Annotated in this window: 18 protein-coding genes; 9 read left to right on the top strand and 9 right to left on the bottom strand. The window is 59.0% G+C overall.

The features are described 5' to 3' along the window. Positions 1-95: 95 nt before the first annotated feature. Positions 96-515 (bottom strand): DUF2934 domain-containing protein, encoded by a 420-nt coding sequence (locus EXN68_RS03095; RefSeq protein WP_142839581.1) that lies wholly within the window; start codon positions 513-515, stop codon positions 96-98. 172 nt (positions 516-687) lie between these two features. Between EXN68_RS03095 and EXN68_RS03090 the strand changes: the two genes are divergently transcribed. Further along, positions 688-927, top strand: a complete 240-nt coding sequence (locus EXN68_RS03090) for a hypothetical protein (protein ID WP_142839580.1) — start codon at positions 688-690, stop codon at positions 925-927. Positions 928-990: 63 nt separating this feature from the next. On the opposite strand, the gene EXN68_RS03085 is transcribed toward EXN68_RS03090, so the two are convergent. The 3 genes from EXN68_RS03085 to EXN68_RS03075 all read right to left on the bottom strand — a co-directional run bounded on the left by EXN68_RS03085 (position 991) and on the right by EXN68_RS03075 (position 2,522). Beyond that, positions 991-1,434 carry a TIGR02594 family protein gene (locus EXN68_RS03085; protein ID WP_142839579.1) on the bottom strand — a complete coding sequence of 148 codons (444 nt, stop codon included), beginning with the start codon at positions 1,432-1,434 and terminating at the stop codon, positions 991-993. 113 nt (positions 1,435-1,547) lie between these two features. After that, on the bottom strand, positions 1,548-2,105 hold the full coding sequence (locus tag EXN68_RS03080) for a methylated-DNA--[protein]-cysteine S-methyltransferase (RefSeq protein WP_142839951.1): 558 nt from the start codon (positions 2,103-2,105) through the stop codon (positions 1,548-1,550). A gap of 135 nt (positions 2,106-2,240) precedes the next feature. Then, complete coding sequence (locus tag EXN68_RS03075) at positions 2,241-2,522, bottom strand: DUF982 domain-containing protein (RefSeq protein ID WP_046798901.1); 282 nt, start codon at positions 2,520-2,522, stop codon at positions 2,241-2,243. Between the two features lie 188 nt (positions 2,523-2,710). Between EXN68_RS03075 and EXN68_RS03070 the strand changes: the two genes are divergently transcribed. From EXN68_RS03070 to sseA, 4 genes are all read left to right on the top strand, one after another. After that, entirely contained in the window at positions 2,711-4,150 is a 1,440-nt protein-coding gene (locus EXN68_RS03070; RefSeq protein WP_142839578.1) for a cryptochrome/photolyase family protein, read from the top strand. A 122-nt stretch (positions 4,151-4,272) separates the two neighbouring features. Continuing rightward, entirely contained in the window at positions 4,273-5,310 is a 1,038-nt protein-coding gene (locus tag EXN68_RS03065) for a cysteine synthase A (RefSeq protein WP_142839577.1), read from the top strand. A gap of 12 nt (positions 5,311-5,322) precedes the next feature. Next, positions 5,323-6,060 (top strand): alanyl-tRNA editing protein, encoded by a 738-nt coding sequence (locus EXN68_RS03060; RefSeq protein ID WP_142839576.1) that lies wholly within the window; start codon positions 5,323-5,325, stop codon positions 6,058-6,060. A gap of 16 nt (positions 6,061-6,076) precedes the next feature. Beyond that, positions 6,077-7,498: a 3-mercaptopyruvate sulfurtransferase gene (sseA, locus tag EXN68_RS03055; RefSeq protein ID WP_142839575.1), complete on the top strand. Its 1,422-nt coding sequence runs from the start codon at positions 6,077-6,079 to the stop codon at positions 7,496-7,498. A gap of 245 nt (positions 7,499-7,743) precedes the next feature. Here the strand turns inward: sseA and EXN68_RS03050 are convergent, their stop codons facing one another. Beyond that, entirely contained in the window at positions 7,744-8,388 is a 645-nt protein-coding gene (locus tag EXN68_RS03050; protein WP_142839574.1) for a dihydrofolate reductase family protein, read from the bottom strand. Between the two features lie 52 nt (positions 8,389-8,440). Continuing rightward, the gene (locus EXN68_RS03045) at positions 8,441-9,319 is read right to left on the bottom strand and encodes a DUF4344 domain-containing metallopeptidase (RefSeq protein WP_142839573.1); all 879 of its coding nucleotides are present in this window, start codon (positions 9,317-9,319) and stop codon (positions 8,441-8,443) included. 163 nt (positions 9,320-9,482) lie between these two features. Between EXN68_RS03045 and EXN68_RS03040 the strand changes: the two genes are divergently transcribed. The 3 genes from EXN68_RS03040 to EXN68_RS03030 all read left to right on the top strand — a co-directional run bounded on the left by EXN68_RS03040 (position 9,483) and on the right by EXN68_RS03030 (position 12,590). Beyond that, complete coding sequence (locus EXN68_RS03040) at positions 9,483-9,950, top strand: DUF1203 domain-containing protein (RefSeq protein WP_142839572.1); 468 nt, start codon at positions 9,483-9,485, stop codon at positions 9,948-9,950. Positions 9,951-10,049: 99 nt separating this feature from the next. Then, positions 10,050-10,385: a PilZ domain-containing protein gene (locus EXN68_RS03035; protein WP_046798894.1), complete on the top strand. Its 336-nt coding sequence runs from the start codon at positions 10,050-10,052 to the stop codon at positions 10,383-10,385. Between the two features lie 216 nt (positions 10,386-10,601). After that, positions 10,602-12,590 carry a bifunctional 2',3'-cyclic-nucleotide 2'-phosphodiesterase/3'-nucleotidase gene (locus EXN68_RS03030; protein ID WP_142839571.1) on the top strand — a complete coding sequence of 663 codons (1,989 nt, stop codon included), beginning with the start codon at positions 10,602-10,604 and terminating at the stop codon, positions 12,588-12,590. 142 nt (positions 12,591-12,732) lie between these two features. On the opposite strand, the gene EXN68_RS03025 is transcribed toward EXN68_RS03030, so the two are convergent. Beyond that, positions 12,733-13,275: a DUF2087 domain-containing protein gene (locus tag EXN68_RS03025; RefSeq protein ID WP_142839570.1), complete on the bottom strand. Its 543-nt coding sequence runs from the start codon at positions 13,273-13,275 to the stop codon at positions 12,733-12,735. Positions 13,276-13,650: 375 nt separating this feature from the next. Continuing rightward, a complete protein-coding gene (locus EXN68_RS03020; protein ID WP_142839569.1) occupies positions 13,651-14,619 on the bottom strand; it encodes a LysR family transcriptional regulator in 969 nt (322 codons plus the stop codon). 151 nt (positions 14,620-14,770) lie between these two features. On the opposite strand from EXN68_RS03020, the gene EXN68_RS03015 reads away from it, so the two are divergent. Next, a complete protein-coding gene (locus EXN68_RS03015; RefSeq protein WP_142839568.1) occupies positions 14,771-15,388 on the top strand; it encodes an FMN-dependent NADH-azoreductase in 618 nt (205 codons plus the stop codon). A gap of 42 nt (positions 15,389-15,430) precedes the next feature. Here the strand turns inward: EXN68_RS03015 and EXN68_RS03010 are convergent, their stop codons facing one another. Continuing rightward, positions 15,431-16,696 carry a GGDEF domain-containing protein gene (locus tag EXN68_RS03010; RefSeq protein ID WP_142839567.1) on the bottom strand — a complete coding sequence of 422 codons (1,266 nt, stop codon included), beginning with the start codon at positions 16,694-16,696 and terminating at the stop codon, positions 15,431-15,433. Positions 16,697-16,793: the final 97 nt, after the last annotated feature.

Genomic DNA, 16,793 nt, shown 5'->3' with positions numbered 1-16,793 from the left:
CTCAAAAACGTGTTTTGAAGAGCGAAGTGCAGCTGCATTCGCCCAATCCGGTTCGTGGCATTTTGCGCCCTCCTGACTGGCGGGCCTTCCAGTAATCAGCTCTTCTTGACCGCGCGCTTCGTTGCCTTTGCGGCGTTGGTGAGCGCTGGCGGATCGCTGGCCGGGAAACTTTCCTCAAGGCTTTCCGTGAGATCGTCGACTTTGTCCTTGCCCGTCGACTTCTGCTCCTTCTCAAGCGATTTTACCGCCGGGGATTTGGCCTTTGCTGCCGGAGCCTTCTTCGCTGGCGTTTTCTTCGCCGGCGCCTCGTCCGTTGATGTCTTGTCTGCCGAGGTCTTGGCAGCTGCGGATTTTTTCACGCCGTTCTTGGCCGTCGTCTTTGCGGCTCCGGCACCGGCGGAGACTTCCCGTTCCGCCTCGCTCCAGTGGCGCTCATGATGCCCGTCAGGTCTGCCTTCCTTCTCCCATATTGCGCGCGCTTTTTCACGGATTGCGGCTTCGCGATCATGGCTCATAACAGGCCTCCCTCTTTGCGTTGCACCGGTTTTGATTGTGCCACTGAAAAAACAGAAAAAGCCAGACTTTGTTCCTCGCAGACCGATTGTGAATGAGCATTTCTTCGAAAAAGGGAACCGTCATGGATGCGGGATCGTTTGCCCCGCGGAAACCCCGCAGGAGAATTACTCAATGAGCACCCCGAAAAAGCCGAAGAACGAACCGCTCGATATTCGCGACGAGGATGTGGCGCGTTTCGAAACCGACAGCGAGCTCAAATCGAAAGACGGTGAGATTTATCCGGATGAGACAATGAGCCTGCGCGCCCGTCGGCAGGCAGCCCGCCAGCATGAGGACGCCTTTATCGTTGCCACCGACCTTGAGGATGATGACCAGCGCAATGCCGCACCCGGCACCAGGGAGCAGCCATAGGCCCCTTGAAATGGATAAGGCGGGTCATGGCCCGCCTTTATAAGAATATGTGCTGTGTGGTCTTCAACGGCGAACGGAAACGATGGCCTTGCGGTTGAAATTCGATACCTGCACCCGGCCAGACTGGTTACCGCCGAGGATCTGGGCGGTCTTGCCGCTCATGCTCTTCAGAATTCCGGCGTGATAACCGCGACCGTTGCGGATGACGACGATATCGCCGGGCTTGGCCTGGCCGACGGGAACGGCGTAACCGAAAGACGTCCAGGACTTCGCAAACCCGTAGGATTTCGGCGACTGCCGGCCGGCCTTGCTGGCGACGGCATGCAGGAAGAGGCCACACCAGGGGGTGCTGCGGGGATTTGCCCCAAGAATATTCTTCAGACTCTTATTGTTCTTGGACTCATGCAGCCCGGTGTATTTTTCTGCCTGGTTCAGCATGCCGGCAGAGGCCGGCGCCGCGACTGTAAAAGCCAAGGCAGCAGATAGAATTAACGCGGATACTCTCAAACGTCTCGCCCTTATGTTGGAGGGCGTCCGTGTATTGTGACAATTTAGCGACAATTTGACGAGAAATGGGCAGAAATCAGACGCCTATTCATGCGGCCTGATCTGTCATTGCTTTAAAACAGGCTGCCCTGCGCCTCATCGGCGCGGCTGCGACCGGCATTTTCGAGATCCAGCATGCGCAATTTGGTGGTGGTTCCGCCCGGCGCGGAGAAGCCGCCCAGCCGGCCGCCAGCCGCCAGAACGCGGTGGCAGGGAATGATGAGCGGCACCGGATTTTTCGCCATCGCCTGCCCGACATCGCGGGCCTTTTCCATGCCTAGGCCGAGATCCTTCACGATACCGCCATAGGTCGTCGTGCGGCCCCAGCCGATCTGGCGCGCAACATCGTAGACATCGAGAAAAAACCGCTCCTGCCCGGAGAGATCCAGTTCGACGGGGGTAAAATCGATCGCCTCACCAGCGAAATAGCGGGTGATCATCGCGATCACCTCACGCGTGCGTGTATCGGGAACCGCAATCGCGGACGACGGAACGCGTTTAAGGAGAAGCTTTTCGGTTTCCCCTGCATCAGCAGCGGGCAATTGCAGACGGGCGATGCCGCGCCCCGCCCATGCAAGGCCGCAATGGCCAAGCGCGGTTGGAAAAACAATATAGCCGTAGTGGTTGGTCATCGCATTCATTCATCCGCTTCGGGCGCACACGATGCCATATCCTGCGTCCGAAACAACCCGTTTCCTGATCTTCAAAAAAAACAAGGCCACCCGGTTCGGCGGGTGGCCTTTTCCATGCCAGTCCTGAAAAACAGCTCAGGATGCGATTTTATTCTGCGTCTCCGCCCTGTCCTCCATCAGGCATTGCGCCTGCCGGCTGGCCGCAACGAAGGCCGTGCGGGCGATTTCACCCGCCACATCACCCATCAGCGAGGCGCGGCACAGACGAAGCGCCTGCTCATGCGCCTTGTCGCCGCGTTCTGGCCATTCGTGCTGCAGAAAATCGAAGGCTTCGTAAACGCCGTTGAAAATTCGGGGCGCACCGTTTTCAAGGGAAATGGTAACGGGCTTTTCCCACTTAACGTCTTTCAGCAACATTGATTGCACTTCCATGCTCTATTAACCCGCGACAAACGCCGGCTCCTCCAGTTGGTTCCCTTCACCTGCTGTTTCAAGAGCGAAAAAATAACCCTCGAGAAACCATGTGCCCCATCTTTCCATTCTAGCCGATTTGCGGAACAAAGCGTTTCAACACTCGTTCAAGCGGAAGTGAACCGGGTTCTTTCATGCCGACAACAGCCTCCCCCGTCATCGTCTGGTTCCGCAGGGATCTGCGCCTTTCGGACAATCTTGCCCTCCTCGCAGCTGTGGACCACGGCGGCCCCATCATCCCCGTCTACGTCAGGGAAAAGTCCTCTGGCCCGCTGGGCGGTGCGCAGGAGTGGTGGCTTCACCATTCGCTTGCCGCGCTTTCCGCCGCGCTGGAAAAAACCGGCAGCAGCCTTCTGCTTTTAAGCGGTGATGCCGAAAAGATACTGCGGAAGCTGATATCGGAAACCGGCGCAGACTCGGTATTCTGGAACCGCCGGTATGATCCGGCCGGCATGGCCACGGACAGGGCGTTGAAACAGAAGCTTCGCGACGATGGTCTGACGGTTCGCAGCTTTTCCGGCCATCTTCTGCACGAACCCTCGCGGTTGAAGACGAAATCCGGCGGCCCCTACCGGGTCTATACGCCCTTCTGGCGGGCACTGGAGGGTGGCGAGGAGCCGCATGCCCCGGCGGAGGCGCCAGAGAGCCTGAAGGCACCGAAGACATGGCCGACATCGGAAAAGCTTGATGGCTGGAAGCTGCTGCCCGTCAGGCCGGACTGGGCGAAGCACTTCAGCGATATCTGGGCGCCCGGCGAAGACGGCGCGCAGGAGAAACTCGACGACTTCATCGATGGCGCCCTGAAAGGCTATGAAGAAGGCCGCGATTTTCCGGCAAAGGACGCGACCTCGATGCTCTCGCCGCATCTGGCCTTGGGGGAAATATCGCCCGCCACCGTCTGGCACGCGACGAAGGGGCTTTCCCGCCACCTCGCCTCAAACGATATCAGCCGTTTTCGCAAGGAAATCGCCTGGCGGGAATTCTGCTATCACCTGCTGTTTCATTTCCCTGAACTGGACGAGAAAAACTGGAACGACAGTTTCGACGCCTTCGGCTGGCGGGACGATGAGAAATCCTTCAAGGCCTGGACGCGCGGCATGACGGGTTATCCCATCGTCGATGCCGGCATGCGACAATTGTGGCAGCACGGCACCATGCACAACCGGGTGCGTATGATCGTGGCCTCCTTCCTCATCAAACATCTGCTGATCGACTGGCGGAAAGGCGAGAAATGGTTCCGCGATACGCTTGTCGATGCCGATCCGGCCTCCAACGCCGCCAACTGGCAATGGGTGGCGGGTTCCGGGGCGGATGCCTCGCCATTCTTCCGCATCTTCAACCCCATCCTGCAGGGCGAGAAATTCGACGGTGATGGCGACTATGTGCGCCACTTCGTACCGGAGCTGGAAAAGCTCGAGCGGAAATACATCCACAAGCCGTTCGAAGCGCCGAAAGACGTGTTGAAAAAAGCGGGTATCACGCTTGGTGAAACCTATCCGCTGCCAATCGTCGACCATGCAAAGGCGCGGGAAAGAGCGCTTGCGGCCTATGTTGCGGTGAAGAACAACGCATAAAACTGGGTATCGGCAAAATTTTGCGTGGCGAAGCCAAAGCCGGGAAGATAATTTCTTGCCTAAAGGCGGTTGTAACGGGACATAACGGCACCTAATTTCCGCTCAGACAAGAAGGCTCAATCATGACCATTCATCCCTCTGCGCTCAGTGCTATCGGCAACACGCCACTCATCCGTCTGAAAGCCGCTTCTGAAGCGACGGGCTGCGAAATCCTCGGCAAGGCGGAATTCCTCAATCCCGGCCAGTCGGTGAAAGATCGCGCCGCGCTCTACATCATCCGCGATGCCGAACGGCGCGGACAGCTGCGGCCGGGCGGCACAATCGTGGAAGGCACGGCGGGCAATACCGGCATCGGCCTGTCGCTGGTCGCCAATATGCTCGGCTACAAGACGGTCATCGTCATTCCCGAGACCCAGAGCCAGGAAAAAAAGGATGCGCTGAAACTTCTTGGCGCCAAGCTGGTCGAAGTTCCGGCCGCCCCCTATTCCAACCCGAACAATTACGTGAAGGTTTCCGGCCGGCTGGCGAAACAGCTTGCCGCGACCGATGAGAACGGCGCGATCTGGGCCAACCAGTTCGACAATATCGCCAACCGTCAGGCCCATATCGAAACCACCGCCCCGGAAATCTGGGACCAGACGGATGGCAAGGTCGATGGTTTCATATGCTCGGTCGGTTCAGGCGGAACGCTGGCGGGCGTGGCCGATGGCCTGCGCGATTTCAACCCTGACATCAAGATCGGCCTTGCCGACCCTGAAGGTGCGGCCCTTTACGAATTCTACAAGCACGGAGTCCTGAAGTCCGAAGGTTCTTCCATTACCGAGGGCATTGGGCAGGGCCGCATCACCGCCAATCTGGAAGGTTTTACGCCGGACTTTTCCTATCGGGTCTCGGATGCGGAAGCGCTGCCGGTGCTGTTCGATCTCGTTACGAAGGAAGGGCTTTGCCTCGGCGGTTCTTCCGGCATCAACATTGCCGGCGCAATCCGCCTTGCCCGCGAGCTTGGTCCGGGGCATACAATCGTGACGATACTATGCGATTACGGCAATCGTTATCAGTCGAAGCTGTTCAATCCGGATTTCCTGCGCTCCAAGGGGCTGCCGATTCCGCAATGGCTGGCGACGAAAAGCGAGATTGCGGTTCCGTACGAAACCGTTTGAGGACATGCCGAAATGCCTGTGAATGCCCTGTTCCGTGACGATTTTTATCTCTCAACCGTAGAAGCAATCGTCACGGCGGTGCATGAGGATGGCGGCATAGAATTCGACCAGACCTGCTTTTATGCCACCTCCGGCGGCCAGCCGGGCGATAGCGGGTTTCTCGAGCGGGCGGATGGTGCGCGCATCGACCTCGGCGTCACCAAGAACGGTGCAGACAAGAGCGTCATCATCCATGTGCCGCTCGAAGGCCAGCCTTCTCCCGACGTTGGCGAGAAGCTGACCCTGCATGTGGACTGGCCACGCCGCTACAAGCTGATGCGCATGCACACGGCCTGCCATCTGCTCTCCGTCGTCTGCCAGTGGCCAATCACCGGCGCTGCCGTCGGCGAGGAAGAATCGCGTGTTGATTTCGACATGTCCGAGACCATCGACAAGGATGAGGTGACTGCGAAGCTGATGGAGCTGGTGAAAGCCAACCACCCCGTCTTTCTGCAATGGATTACCGACGAGGAGTTGGCTGCCAATCCGGGCATCGTCAAATCCAAGAATGTGCGGCCGCCGATGGGCCTCGGCCGCGTCAGCCTCGTCTGCATCGGCGAAAATTCCAGCATCGACAGCCAGCCCTGCGGCGGCACCCATGTTTCCGAAACGCAGGAAGTGGGCGATATTCACATTGCCAAGATAGAAAAGAAGGGCAAGGAGAACAGGCGGTTCCGCATTCGTTTCGGCGCGCCTGAAGCTGTTGCCTGAGATCGGGAGAGACATCGTGAGCACGGATAAGAGCCGTTTCGTCGTTTCGGCGGACTGGGTGGAAAAACAGCTTGGCACAGCCCGGTTTCGTCTCGTTGATGCCTCGTGGTATCTGCCGGCGCACAAGCGCAATGGCGCGGAGGAATTCGCGGCCGGCCATCTGCCCGGCGCCGTGTTCTTCGATCAGGACAGGATCGCCGATCACACCACCGGTCTGCCGCACTCCCTGCCCTCGCCGGAATTCTTTGCGCAGGAGGCAGGCGAGCTTGGTCTCAGCGAGAATGATACGATCGTGGTCTATGATGGCCCCGGTTTCTTTTCCGCACCGCGCGTCTGGTGGATGCTGCGGGTGATGGGCGTGCGCAAGGCCTATGTGCTGGATGGCGGCCTTGATGGCTGGAAGCGCGAAGGCCGACCGCTTGAAACCGGTACGCCGGGGATCGAGCCTGCGACCTTTACGCCTGACTTCAACGAGAAACGCGTGACTTCGCTATCGACCATGCGCGGCATTGTCGACAGCGGCGAAAAACAGATTGCCGATGCCCGCGGCGCGGGGCGCTTCACCGGTGATGAAGCCGAACCACGTGCCGGCATGCGGTCGGGCCATATGCCCGGCGCGCGCAGCCTGCCGGCGACAGCCTTTTCGGAGAACGGCCACTTCAAGGACCTGACCGCAATCCGCAAGATGGTAACTGATGCGGGCATCGATCTTGGCAAGCCGGTGGTGACGAGCTGCGGCTCGGGCGTTACCGCCGCCGTCATCACGCTTGCGCTGGAATCGCTCGGCCATCAGGATAATTCGCTCTATGACGGTTCCTGGTCGGAATGGGGCGGGCTGGAAGACACGCCTGTCGCCACCGGACCCGCCGAGCCTGTTCCCGTTGTGTCGCATGGGCCTTTGAAGGCGCATGTAACGCAGCTGGAAATGACGTCGCCGCCGAAGGTCAGCTTGCCGATCCCCGTCAACATCCAGACGGCACTGATGCGGGTCACCGATATTCCCCTGCACTTCTATCGCTATCTTTACTGGCGGGTGGGGAAACGCTGGCATTGGCAGAAGCGCATGCGCATGAGCGATGCGGAGCTGTCAGCCGTCCTCAAGGACCCGAAGAACAGCGTTACGGTTCTTTATATGAACGGTGCGCCTGCCGGTTTCTTCGAGTTGCACAAGGCGAGCGACGAGGTGACCGAGCTTTCCTATTTCGGCCTGCTCGAAGAGGCGATTGGCGCTGGCGTCGGCAAGTGGTTCCTGTTGCAGGCGCTTTACGCGGCCTGGCAGGACAATCCGAAACGGGTGACTGTCACGACCAATACGCTCGATCATCCGCGCGCGCTACAACTTTACCAGATGATGGGCTTCTCGCCCGTCGGCACCTATGAGGCCTGGGTGGAGCCGCTGTCTGATACCGAGCTTCTGGAAATTTCGCTGCGCAATTGAGTAGCGCCATTGAGAGCAACGCGTGCCATTCGCCGATAGGGAGTGTCTGGTTCCCACTGCCTCATTCCTGTGCTCGTCACAGGAATCCAGTCAGCCCAAGTCCTTGGGCTGAAAAGGACTCTCTCGCCGCGCAGACGCGCGTCGGCTAGATTCATGTGACAAGCACAGGAATGAGGGAGTGAGGGAAATGTCAGCGCAGGAACCGCTGCGCAATGTTGGTGGGGATACCTTTAACGGCGCAGCATTCATGCCCGGTCGATAATCAGATGGGTAGCACCCTCGCCCGCCACCGTTCCTGTGCAGCGATAACCGAGTGCCGGCAAGTCCAGCCCTTCGAACAGATTTTCGCCCTTGCCGAGAAACACCGGCGCCAGCGCCAGATGCAATTCATCGATCATGCCTTTGGCCATATATTGCCGGATGGTAGAAACGCCGCCGCCGATGCGGACATCCTTGCCATTCGCTGCGACGAGCGCGCCATCTAGGGCCGCCTCGATGCCGTTGGTAACAAAATGGAACACCGTGCCGCCCTTCATGGCAAGGGACGGGCGCGGATGGTGCGTCAGCACGAAAACCGGAACGTGATAAGGCGGTTCCTCGCCCCACCAGCCTTTCCAGCTTTCATCCGGCCATGCGCCGCGGATGGGACCGAACATGTTGCGGCCTAAAATCCATGCGCCGATATTTTCGAAGCTCTTTTCGGAAAAATCCTCATCCGTACCGGTCGCGCCGCCTTCCTTGCCGAACATGCGGCGGAAGGTGCGGGTCTTGAAGGCCCATTGATGCAGCTCTTCGCCGTTCACGCCCAGTGGGTTCTGCAGGCTCTGGTCCGGCCCCGCGCCATATCCATCAAGCGAAATGGAGAAATTGCGAACGACAACCTTGGGCATGGCACTTTCCTCCCGTTCAGGAGGCCAGATCGCCAGCGTCAGGCAATCGACCTCAGATTTCCCGTTCCAGATTGACCGCCGTTGGAATTTGCCCGCCGGCGGCGCCCTTGTCTTCCGTGACGGTGTTCAGCAGATGATCGGCAATCAGCTCCGCCTGGAATTTACCAAGCTCATAACAATAGGTGATCTCGCGCTTTTCAGCCGACCAGTAAACATCGGGACGGCCGCAGGTCCTGGCCGTGAGCTTGACGTCACCCTTCAGACCGTAAGCGCCGAAACTGCGGCTGATGAGATCGAGAACCTTCGATTCCCTGATCATGATGGCATAGGGTTCAAGCTCGGGATCGCGTGGCGGCATGTAGCTGACGGTGAATTTGGACCGCGTCTGGCTGCGATGCGGGCTCAGAAAATTCTCCCAGTCCGAAGCGACGCGCGGATAGGCGGCAGCGCATCTGTCGAATTCGGCATTGTCCAGACCCATCATGGCGGCCAGATCGCCATAACCATCCTTGTCGCGGCCGACCATCAGGCAGGCCATGTTGCGGTCACGGCTTCTGTCGGGGATGAGCGCGGAAAAGACTGGTGCTTCGTGCTCTGGCAAGGTTTCCGCCTCGCGTCCCAGATACCAGCTGTCGGTGGCGTTGACGAGCGCGGTATCGAGCCATTCCTCGTTGGCCTGAAGAATGAGCGTGCCCGCCAGCTGGTCCGCCGGGGCCTGCGCACTGCCGGTCTCCACCGTTCCGAAATCCGAAATCAGCATGCGCGCGCCCTCGTGATAAAGCGCGAATATGGCGTTGCCGATGACGAAGTTGACCGCCTGCTGCAGTTGGTCGTCGGACAGGCCATCGAGACCGGCGGCAGTCTGTGCCTGGGCCGGGGCCGTCAACGAAACGAAAGCCAGCGGAATGGCGGCCAGAAAACGACGCAACATAAAATCAGACCTTCCGGGAACGAGGAGCGTCACTGATTCCCGATGCAAACGAGTCATGCAATGGGCTGGTTGCATCACCTGGCAAGAATCGGGTGGATAGCACTCTGTTTGGAGATCATAGCTGCAAAGAAGCAACGCCGATCCAAACCAGAAAGAACCCGCCATGACCGATCTCGTCTTTATTGCAATGCCGGCTAAGGAAGCCGAAGCCTTCCGGGCAGGCGCTGCCGACGCCTATGGCAATCCGCCCGAACGGCGCTTTTCTCCCGGAGGCATGCCCTGCCGCCACTGTCTTTCCCAGATTGGTGAAGGCGAAGGCATGCTGATCCTTGCCTACAGGCCGTTTCCGTCGCTGCAGCCCTATGCGGAGACGGGACCTGTGTTTCTGCATGCCGAAGCCTGCGAGCGCTATCCGCAAACGGAGACCGTTCCGCCGATGCTCAACAGCCCGGATTACATCGTGCGCGGATATGGCGCCGACAACCGCATCGTTTACGGTACAGGCGCTGTAACGGCGACGAACGAGATCACGTCTCGCGCACGACATCTTCTGGAGCGCACAGACGTTGCTTATGTGCATGTCCGTTCCGCCCGCAACAATTGTTATCAGTGCCGTATCGCCAAAGCATAATCACAGCATTGTCTAGAATTTTAACCGAACAACTAAACCGGTCTCAAACTTTTGCAGCCTATGGTGCTCCTGTCGGAAACAATTGATTTGAGCAGCAAAATGGCAAACAACCTCAATATGGCGACCCGCACCGCGCCGCGCAGCAAGACCAGGATTTTTGCGACCGTGCACTACTTCAGCCAGTCGACCAGAGCCCGTGTCCTTGATCTCTCGGCCACGGGCATGGCGCTGGAGCTGGACGGACCTTTCGCTGCCGCCAAGGGCAGCCGGGTCAAGGTGCAGAGCGAGGATCTGGGCTTCATCGAAGGCGTTGTGCAATGGCAGCACCAGAACCGCCTTGGCCTGCAGCTGAAGCTTTCCACCAACACGCTGGCGCAGCTCTCGTCCTATTTCCGCTTCTTCCATGAAGAAGTGAAGCCGACGCTCGCCCGCTGAGTTGCTTTTCCCCAAAGCCGGAATGGGCTGCCCGGACGAGGCACCTTTTCCGATGTGGAAGCGTGCGCATCACGCTCCAATGACAAAAAATTTATCAAACGGTTGAAAACGGGCCTATCTGTCACCGGCTTGTCATTTTGGTGATGGACTCCTCGGCGATTGCTTCTACCCTGTCCGCTTCTCAAGACAGAGCAAGCTTCATCCGAAGGAGTTCCCATGTCGCCGCTTCTCGCTCTCCACCCCATTACCCGCCGTTCGCTGCTCGGCGGCATTGCGGCCTCTTCGGCGCTGGTGCTGCTGCACCCCTTTGCCGCCCGTGCGGCCGCCAATCAGGCGCATCTGCGCATCATGGAAACGACTGATATCCACGTTCACGTCTTTCCCTATGATTATTACGCCGACAAGCCGAACGACACGATGGGTCTGGCGCGCACTGCCTCGATCATCGGCGCCATCCGCGCCGAAGCCGGAAACTCGATGCTGGTGGATAATGGCGACTTCCTGCAGGGCAACCCGCTCGGCGATTACATCGCCTATGAGCGCGGCATGAAGGCCGGCGACAAGCATCCCGTGATCAATGCCATGAACGTGCTGGGTTATGATTGCGGCACGCTCGGCAACCACGAGTTCAATTACGGTCTCGACTATATGTCGAACACGCTGGCCGGCGCCGGCTTTCCCTTTGTCTGCGCCAACCTCACCAAGGGTCAGCTGGCGTCTGATCCCAAGCAGGACGATCTGTTCTTCAAGCCCTATATCATTCTTGAAAAACAGATCCGCGACGGCGGCGGCGTCATCAGCCCGGTCAAGGTCGGCATCATCGGTTTCGTGCCGCCACAGATCATGATGTGGGATTCCAAGAACCTCGAAGGCAAGGCGCAGACGCGCGACATCGTCGAAGCGGCCAAGGCCTGGGTTCCGGCCATGAAGGAAGAAGGCGCCGATATCGTCATTGCGCTTTCCCATTCCGGCATCGATGGCAAGGGCCAGAGCGACCGCATGGAAAACGCCTCGCTTTATCTGGCGGGCGTCGAAGGCATTGACGCCATCTTCACCGGCCACCAGCATCTCGTTTTCCCCGGTCCGAAGACCTGGGACGGCATCGAGGGTGTTGATGCGGTCAAGGGCACGCTCCTCGGCAAGCCGGCGGTCATGGCCGGTTTCTGGGGTTCGCATATGGGCCTCATCGACCTGCTGCTCGAAAAGGACGGCAAGAGCTGGAAGATCGTCGACTTTACCTCCGAAGCACGGCCGATCTACCACCGTGATGAAAACCGCAAGATCGTTGCCGACTTCACGGACAAGCCGGAAGTCATCGCCGCCGCCAAGGCTGATCACGAGGCAGCCCTCGCCTATGTGCGCCGCCCGGTCGGCAAGACCTCTGCGCCGCTCTATTCCTATTTCGCGCTGGTGGCAGACGACCCTTCCGTGCAGATCGTCTCCAACGCCCAGACCTGGTACATCAAGGACATGCTGAAGGAAGGGGAATATAAGGACCTGCCCGTGCTTTCGGCAGCAGCGCCCTTCAAGTCCGGCGGTCGCGGCGGCGCGGATTATTATACCGATGTCCCCGCCGGTGACATTGCCATCAAGAATGTCGCGGACCTCTATCTTTACCCCAATACGGTGCAGGCGGTGCTGATCAATGGTGCGCAGGTAGAGAACTGGCTGGAAATGTCGGCGGGCATGTTCAACACGGTCGAGGCCGGCGCCAAGGATGCTCCGCTGCTGAACGCCGATTTCCCGTCCTATAATTTCGACGTCATCGACGGTGTCACCTATCAGATCGACATTTCCAAGCCGGCGAAGTTCGACAAGGACGGCAAGGCGGTCAATCCCGACAGCAACCGCATCGTCAACCTTCAGTTCAATGGCAAGCCGATCGATCCCGAGCAGAAATTCGTGGTTGCCACCAATAATTACCGTGCCGGCGGCGGCGGCAAGTTCCCTGACATCGCTGCCGACAAGGTGATCTTCGTGGCGCCTGACACCAACCGCGACGTGATCGTGCGCTATATCATCGATCAGGGCACCATCAATCCGTCCGCGGATGCCAACTGGTCTTTCGCGCCGGTGGCCAATACCTCGGCAATCTTCGAGACGGGTCCGAAAGGCCGCCATTACGCTGCCGAGATCAAGGGCGCAAAGATCGAGGATGCCGGTGACGGCGCGGAAGGCTTCGCAAAGTTCCGTCTGGTTCTTTAAAGACCGTAGCCCTCCCGTCGAAACATCGCCGGGAGGGCTAACTTATTCACGATGTCTCCATCAACTCCACCTCATCCTCGGGGCGAGCCCGAGGATGACGTCGAGTGTGATGAAGGCTTGTCGCCCCATTGCTGATTATTTCTCAATTACGCCCACCCACAGCGCGCAACAGCAGCGGCAGCTCCATCGGCGGCTTTTGCTCGATGCGTTGATAGTCGCTACCATCGCGGTTGCGGCGGATGAGCTTCAGGCCGACCATGTCGCGCCGTAACATCGCGGCATCGCCAAACAGATGCAGATCATTCAGGAAGCTACTAAATTCCCGTTCGGAAAAACTGCGCCCAGCGGGAATTTTCGCCCATAGGTACCAGAGGCACAGTTCCTGCTGGGAGCGACGCGCAGGCCATTGCATCAGCCTGCCGGCGACATCGAAAATCCGCGCAGTCTTCAGCACTCTGCCCTCGTTGGCAGCCGGCATTATCTGCGGCAACGGCGGGCTACTTTCAGCGGATGATGTGCGTGCAGCGCGCAGATGCTGGAAATTGCGGAACCCGGCGGCCCGGCTGAGAAGATTGAGCATCTCCACATGGCTTGGCTGGCGCTCCAGCCTGCCGATCTGTTCGCGAACGGATTTGGCAAAGGTCGAGAGGTCGGCGATATCAATGGAAAGGATCGAACGTGGCATGACTTATCCTCACGTGCCATTCCGAAGAGGTGTCGCTGATCGCCGGCTTCCGACAAGGCACGGGATAAGTGCTGTCAATTATTCGAGATGCAGGTTTAGCTTCCCTTGCGGGACGGCGATGCCTCGGTGAACTGCTGACCGTGGTTTACGTATAGGCAGACCGTTCGTTGCCGTCAATTGGCCCTATCGTGGTGTAACGCGAGGTTGCCGCTTGTTTCTTCTCCCCATGGGGGAGAAGGGGGCCCGAAGGGTCGGATGAGGGGCGACGTCAGCGATGAACCGAGAGCTTGCCCCCTCATCCCGCTGCCGCGACCTTCTCCCCGGCGGGGAGAAGAAGCTCGCGGCACCCGCTCGCTCCACATGCAATAGTCAATGTCACTCTGCGGCGACAGCAATATTCCTCTGCTTGTTCGCTTCCAGCATCCCACTGAAATCCTTGTGGTTCGGGCAGGCCGACAGGCGCTGCTGGAACGCCTCGGCGAGCCACTGACCTGCAGGACCTGCGGGTGAATCCACCCGCCGCAGTGCAAAGAGCGGATATTCGCCCTGTTCATAGGCTTCGAGTTCAAGAGCCTTCAGGCTGCCATTGGTCAGGTCGTTGCGGACGATTGATGCGGGCAGACCGCCCCAGCCCAGACCTCCCTTGATCAGCTGGTATTTCGTGGCGATATCGCTCACCCGCCATGTCTTGTAGGAAAGCACATTAAAATCGCGTCCTTTCGTGAGGCCGGAGGCATCGGTGACGACGAGCTGGACCTCCTCACGCACATCCGCCAGGGTCAGCGGTCGCTCGATCTGCGCCAGCGGATGATCCGCAGCGACGACCGGCAGCATGAAGGAATGGCCGACTTTTTCGACGACGAGTTCATCATCCTGGCGCATCAGCGCCCCGCCGATGCCGATGCCCGCCTTGCGGGAGAGCACCATCTCCATCACCATACCCAGTTCACCGACATTGAGGCTGAGGGTGACGGTGGGGAACTGCTGGCGAAAATCCCGCAGCACCGCAACGACGGCTTCTGCCGGTACCATGGTGCTAATGGCAACAGAAAGCTCCGCCTCAAGCCCCTGCTTCAGCCCCTTGGCACGGGCGCGCATTTCCTGCAGGCCAGCGACAATGCGCCTTGCATCCTCCAGCATGGCACGGCCCTCATCCGTCAGCTTCGGCTGGCGCACGCCGCTGCGCTCGAACAGGGTGACTTCCAGCTGGGCCTCGAGATTGGCGATGGTGTAGCTGACCACCGACTGGGCGCGATTAAGCGCCCGCGACGCGGCGGAGAAACTGCCGGTCTCGGCAACGGTCAAAAATACCTGCAACTGGTCGAGTGTGGGGTTCGCGTCCATGTCCCATCCATTTCATCGATAGATTACTTCCACATTATCACAGTTTTCTTGATGGCCGTAATTTTTCATATAGGGGCCACGAAAGCGCCCGTAGCTGTTTCACGCCCTCCCAAGGCACCCCGTCAAACCCATTGCATGCAAGGAAAAGACTATGTCCAACATTCTGCTCATCACCTCCAGCCCGCGTGGCGACGAATCGGTTTCGAACAAGTTTTCCGGTGAACTCGCGAACAAGCTGAAGGCCAAGTCGGCGGCGAATACCCTTGTCCACCGCGATCTCGCCGCCGATCCCATTCCGCACCTCGACACCGTCAAGACGGCTGCAATCCGCAAGCCGGCCGACCAGCGTACCGCTGAAGAAGCGGTTGCGGCTGAATATTCCGACAAGCTGGTTGCCGAGCTTATGGCCGCCGACACCGTCGTCATCGGCACCGGCCTCATCAACTTCAACATCTATTCCGGCCTGAAGTCGTGGATCGACAATGTCGCCCGCGCCGGTCAGACCTTCCGCTACACCGAAACCGGTCCGGAAGGCCTCGCCAAGGGCAAGAAGGTCTATATCGTGCTTGCCGCTGCCGGCGTTTATTCCGAAGGCCCGGCCGTATCGATGAACCATGCCGTTCCTTACCTGAAGACCGTTCTCGGTTTCATGGGCATGACCGACGTGGAAGTGATCTATGTCGAAGGTCTGGCATTCGGCCCGGAAGCCGTCGAGAAGGCCATTGCCGCCGCCGGCGCCAAGGTTGCCGAACTGGCACAGGCCGCCTGAGGCACACAGAATGGCAGGCTGATGCCGGCAGGACTGCCGGTCTCAGCCGACCCACATTCCAAAACGGCCGTGGACCTGATCCCGGCCGTTATTTTTTGCCGCATACAGTCGGGCATCGGCTTCCGATAAAAGTGCGCGGAAAAGCTGCCCGTCCTCAAAGGCCGTGGCGACGCCAATGCTGACCGTCAGCGGCGAACCGTCAGGGCGGCGCAGATCCGCCAGGATCGCCACCCGCAGCCCCGCGGAAAAGGCAAGCGCCGCCTCATGCGCCATTGCCGGCAGGAGTGCCACGAATTCCTCGCCACCGAAGCGGTATAGATGCCCATGCGGCTGTACGCTGCGTTTCAGCACGGCGGCGAAGTCCCGCAATATCTCGTCGCCCTGCAGGTGGCCGAAAGTATCGTTGACGGTCTTGAAATGATCGATATCGACGATCAGCACGCTGACCGGCCGCTGTTTCTCCAGGCACTCCACGACGACCGACGGCGCATCGAGTTCCATGCGGGCCCGATCCGACACGCCAGTCAGCATGTCGCGACCCGAACGGGACAGAAGCTCCTCGTAGCGTTCCCTGAAAGTGAGGTCGTTGAAGACATCGGCAACGCTGCGGCGTGTCAGGAAACGCCCCTTGGTCGATGTCAGACCGAGATAGAGGGCGAACAAGACCGAATAGATGCCAACCGCGGCCATCTTCGCCTTCCAGCCATCGTAGAAGACATTGACCGGCGCATCGAACAAATATCGCAACGCCCCGTAAAAAGCCGCCTGATCGAAGCTTAAGATGACGACGCCACAGATCGCGAAGCGCAGCACGATGTGGCGCTGCAAATACCGCCCGAGCTTTTCGTAAAGCAGGATGATGGCGATGGCATCGACATAAAGAATGCTGGTGCCCCAGACCATCAGCACGCCCATCTCATCAAGAAAGCCCGTATCGACCGACTGTCCGGGGACGATCGCCACCGTCTGATGAAACCGGATGATCTGCGCCATGATGACGGTCAATATATTGCCGAGCAGCAGGCCGTAGATCGGCTGGCGCACAACCGCCGCATCCTCGCGCATATAAAGCATGAGGATCATCATCAATTTGCCGGCAAAAAGGATGGAGGAACCCGGCGAGGCGACGCCGAAAGGCAGGCCGACATAAAAGACGGCGGCCAGATAGGTTTCCATGAAATGCATGACACCCAGCGCGGTGAGAAAAACACCGATGCCGAGAATATGCCGGTAATGAAGGAATGCCGTCATTACCGAAAAATAGACGATGGCCTCCGTAAGGAAGAGGGCCAGATTTGCCCATTGCATCGGCACACGCCCTATCGATCCACATCACGCCGGTCTATCGGCGCAACTCCATGCCCTTAAAGGACGATAGGCCTAAGCAACCAACGGAATCTTAATT

This window comes from Martinezella rhizogenes (genome assembly GCF_007002745.1).
Taxonomy (GTDB): Bacteria; Pseudomonadota; Alphaproteobacteria; order Rhizobiales; family Rhizobiaceae; genus Agrobacterium; species Agrobacterium cucumeris.
Note: the sequence above shows the minus strand (reverse complement) of the source record. Positions and strands in the feature narration are given on the sequence as shown.

Bases quoted from the DNA above. Each gene is read 5' to 3' on its own strand.
- EXN68_RS03095 (WP_142839581.1), bottom strand. From the start codon at position 515: ATGAGCCATGATCGCGAAGCCGCAATCCGTGAAAAAGCGCGCGCAATA.
- EXN68_RS03090 (WP_142839580.1), top strand. From the start codon at position 688: ATGAGCACCCCGAAAAAGCCGAAGAACGAACCGCTCGATATTCGCGAC.
- EXN68_RS03080 (WP_142839951.1), bottom strand. From the start codon at position 2,105: ATGACCAACCACTACGGCTATATTGTTTTTCCAACCGCGCTTGGCCAT.
- EXN68_RS03075 (WP_046798901.1), bottom strand. From the start codon at position 2,522: ATGTTGCTGAAAGACGTTAAGTGGGAAAAGCCCGTTACCATTTCCCTT.
- EXN68_RS03070 (WP_142839578.1), top strand. From the start codon at position 2,711: ATGCCGACAACAGCCTCCCCCGTCATCGTCTGGTTCCGCAGGGATCTG.
- EXN68_RS03065 (WP_142839577.1), top strand. From the start codon at position 4,273: ATGACCATTCATCCCTCTGCGCTCAGTGCTATCGGCAACACGCCACTC.
- EXN68_RS03060 (WP_142839576.1), top strand. From the start codon at position 5,323: ATGCCTGTGAATGCCCTGTTCCGTGACGATTTTTATCTCTCAACCGTA.
- EXN68_RS03050 (WP_142839574.1), bottom strand. From the start codon at position 8,388: ATGCCCAAGGTTGTCGTTCGCAATTTCTCCATTTCGCTTGATGGATAT.
- EXN68_RS03045 (WP_142839573.1), bottom strand. From the start codon at position 9,319: ATGTTGCGTCGTTTTCTGGCCGCCATTCCGCTGGCTTTCGTTTCGTTG.
- EXN68_RS03040 (WP_142839572.1), top strand. From the start codon at position 9,483: ATGACCGATCTCGTCTTTATTGCAATGCCGGCTAAGGAAGCCGAAGCC.
- EXN68_RS03035 (WP_046798894.1), top strand. From the start codon at position 10,050: ATGGCAAACAACCTCAATATGGCGACCCGCACCGCGCCGCGCAGCAAG.
- EXN68_RS03030 (WP_142839571.1), top strand. From the start codon at position 10,602: ATGTCGCCGCTTCTCGCTCTCCACCCCATTACCCGCCGTTCGCTGCTC.
- EXN68_RS03025 (WP_142839570.1), bottom strand. From the start codon at position 13,275: ATGCCACGTTCGATCCTTTCCATTGATATCGCCGACCTCTCGACCTTT.
- EXN68_RS03020 (WP_142839569.1), bottom strand. From the start codon at position 14,619: ATGGACGCGAACCCCACACTCGACCAGTTGCAGGTATTTTTGACCGTT.
- EXN68_RS03015 (WP_142839568.1), top strand. From the start codon at position 14,771: ATGTCCAACATTCTGCTCATCACCTCCAGCCCGCGTGGCGACGAATCG.
- EXN68_RS03010 (WP_142839567.1), bottom strand. From the start codon at position 16,696: ATGCAATGGGCAAATCTGGCCCTCTTCCTTACGGAGGCCATCGTCTAT.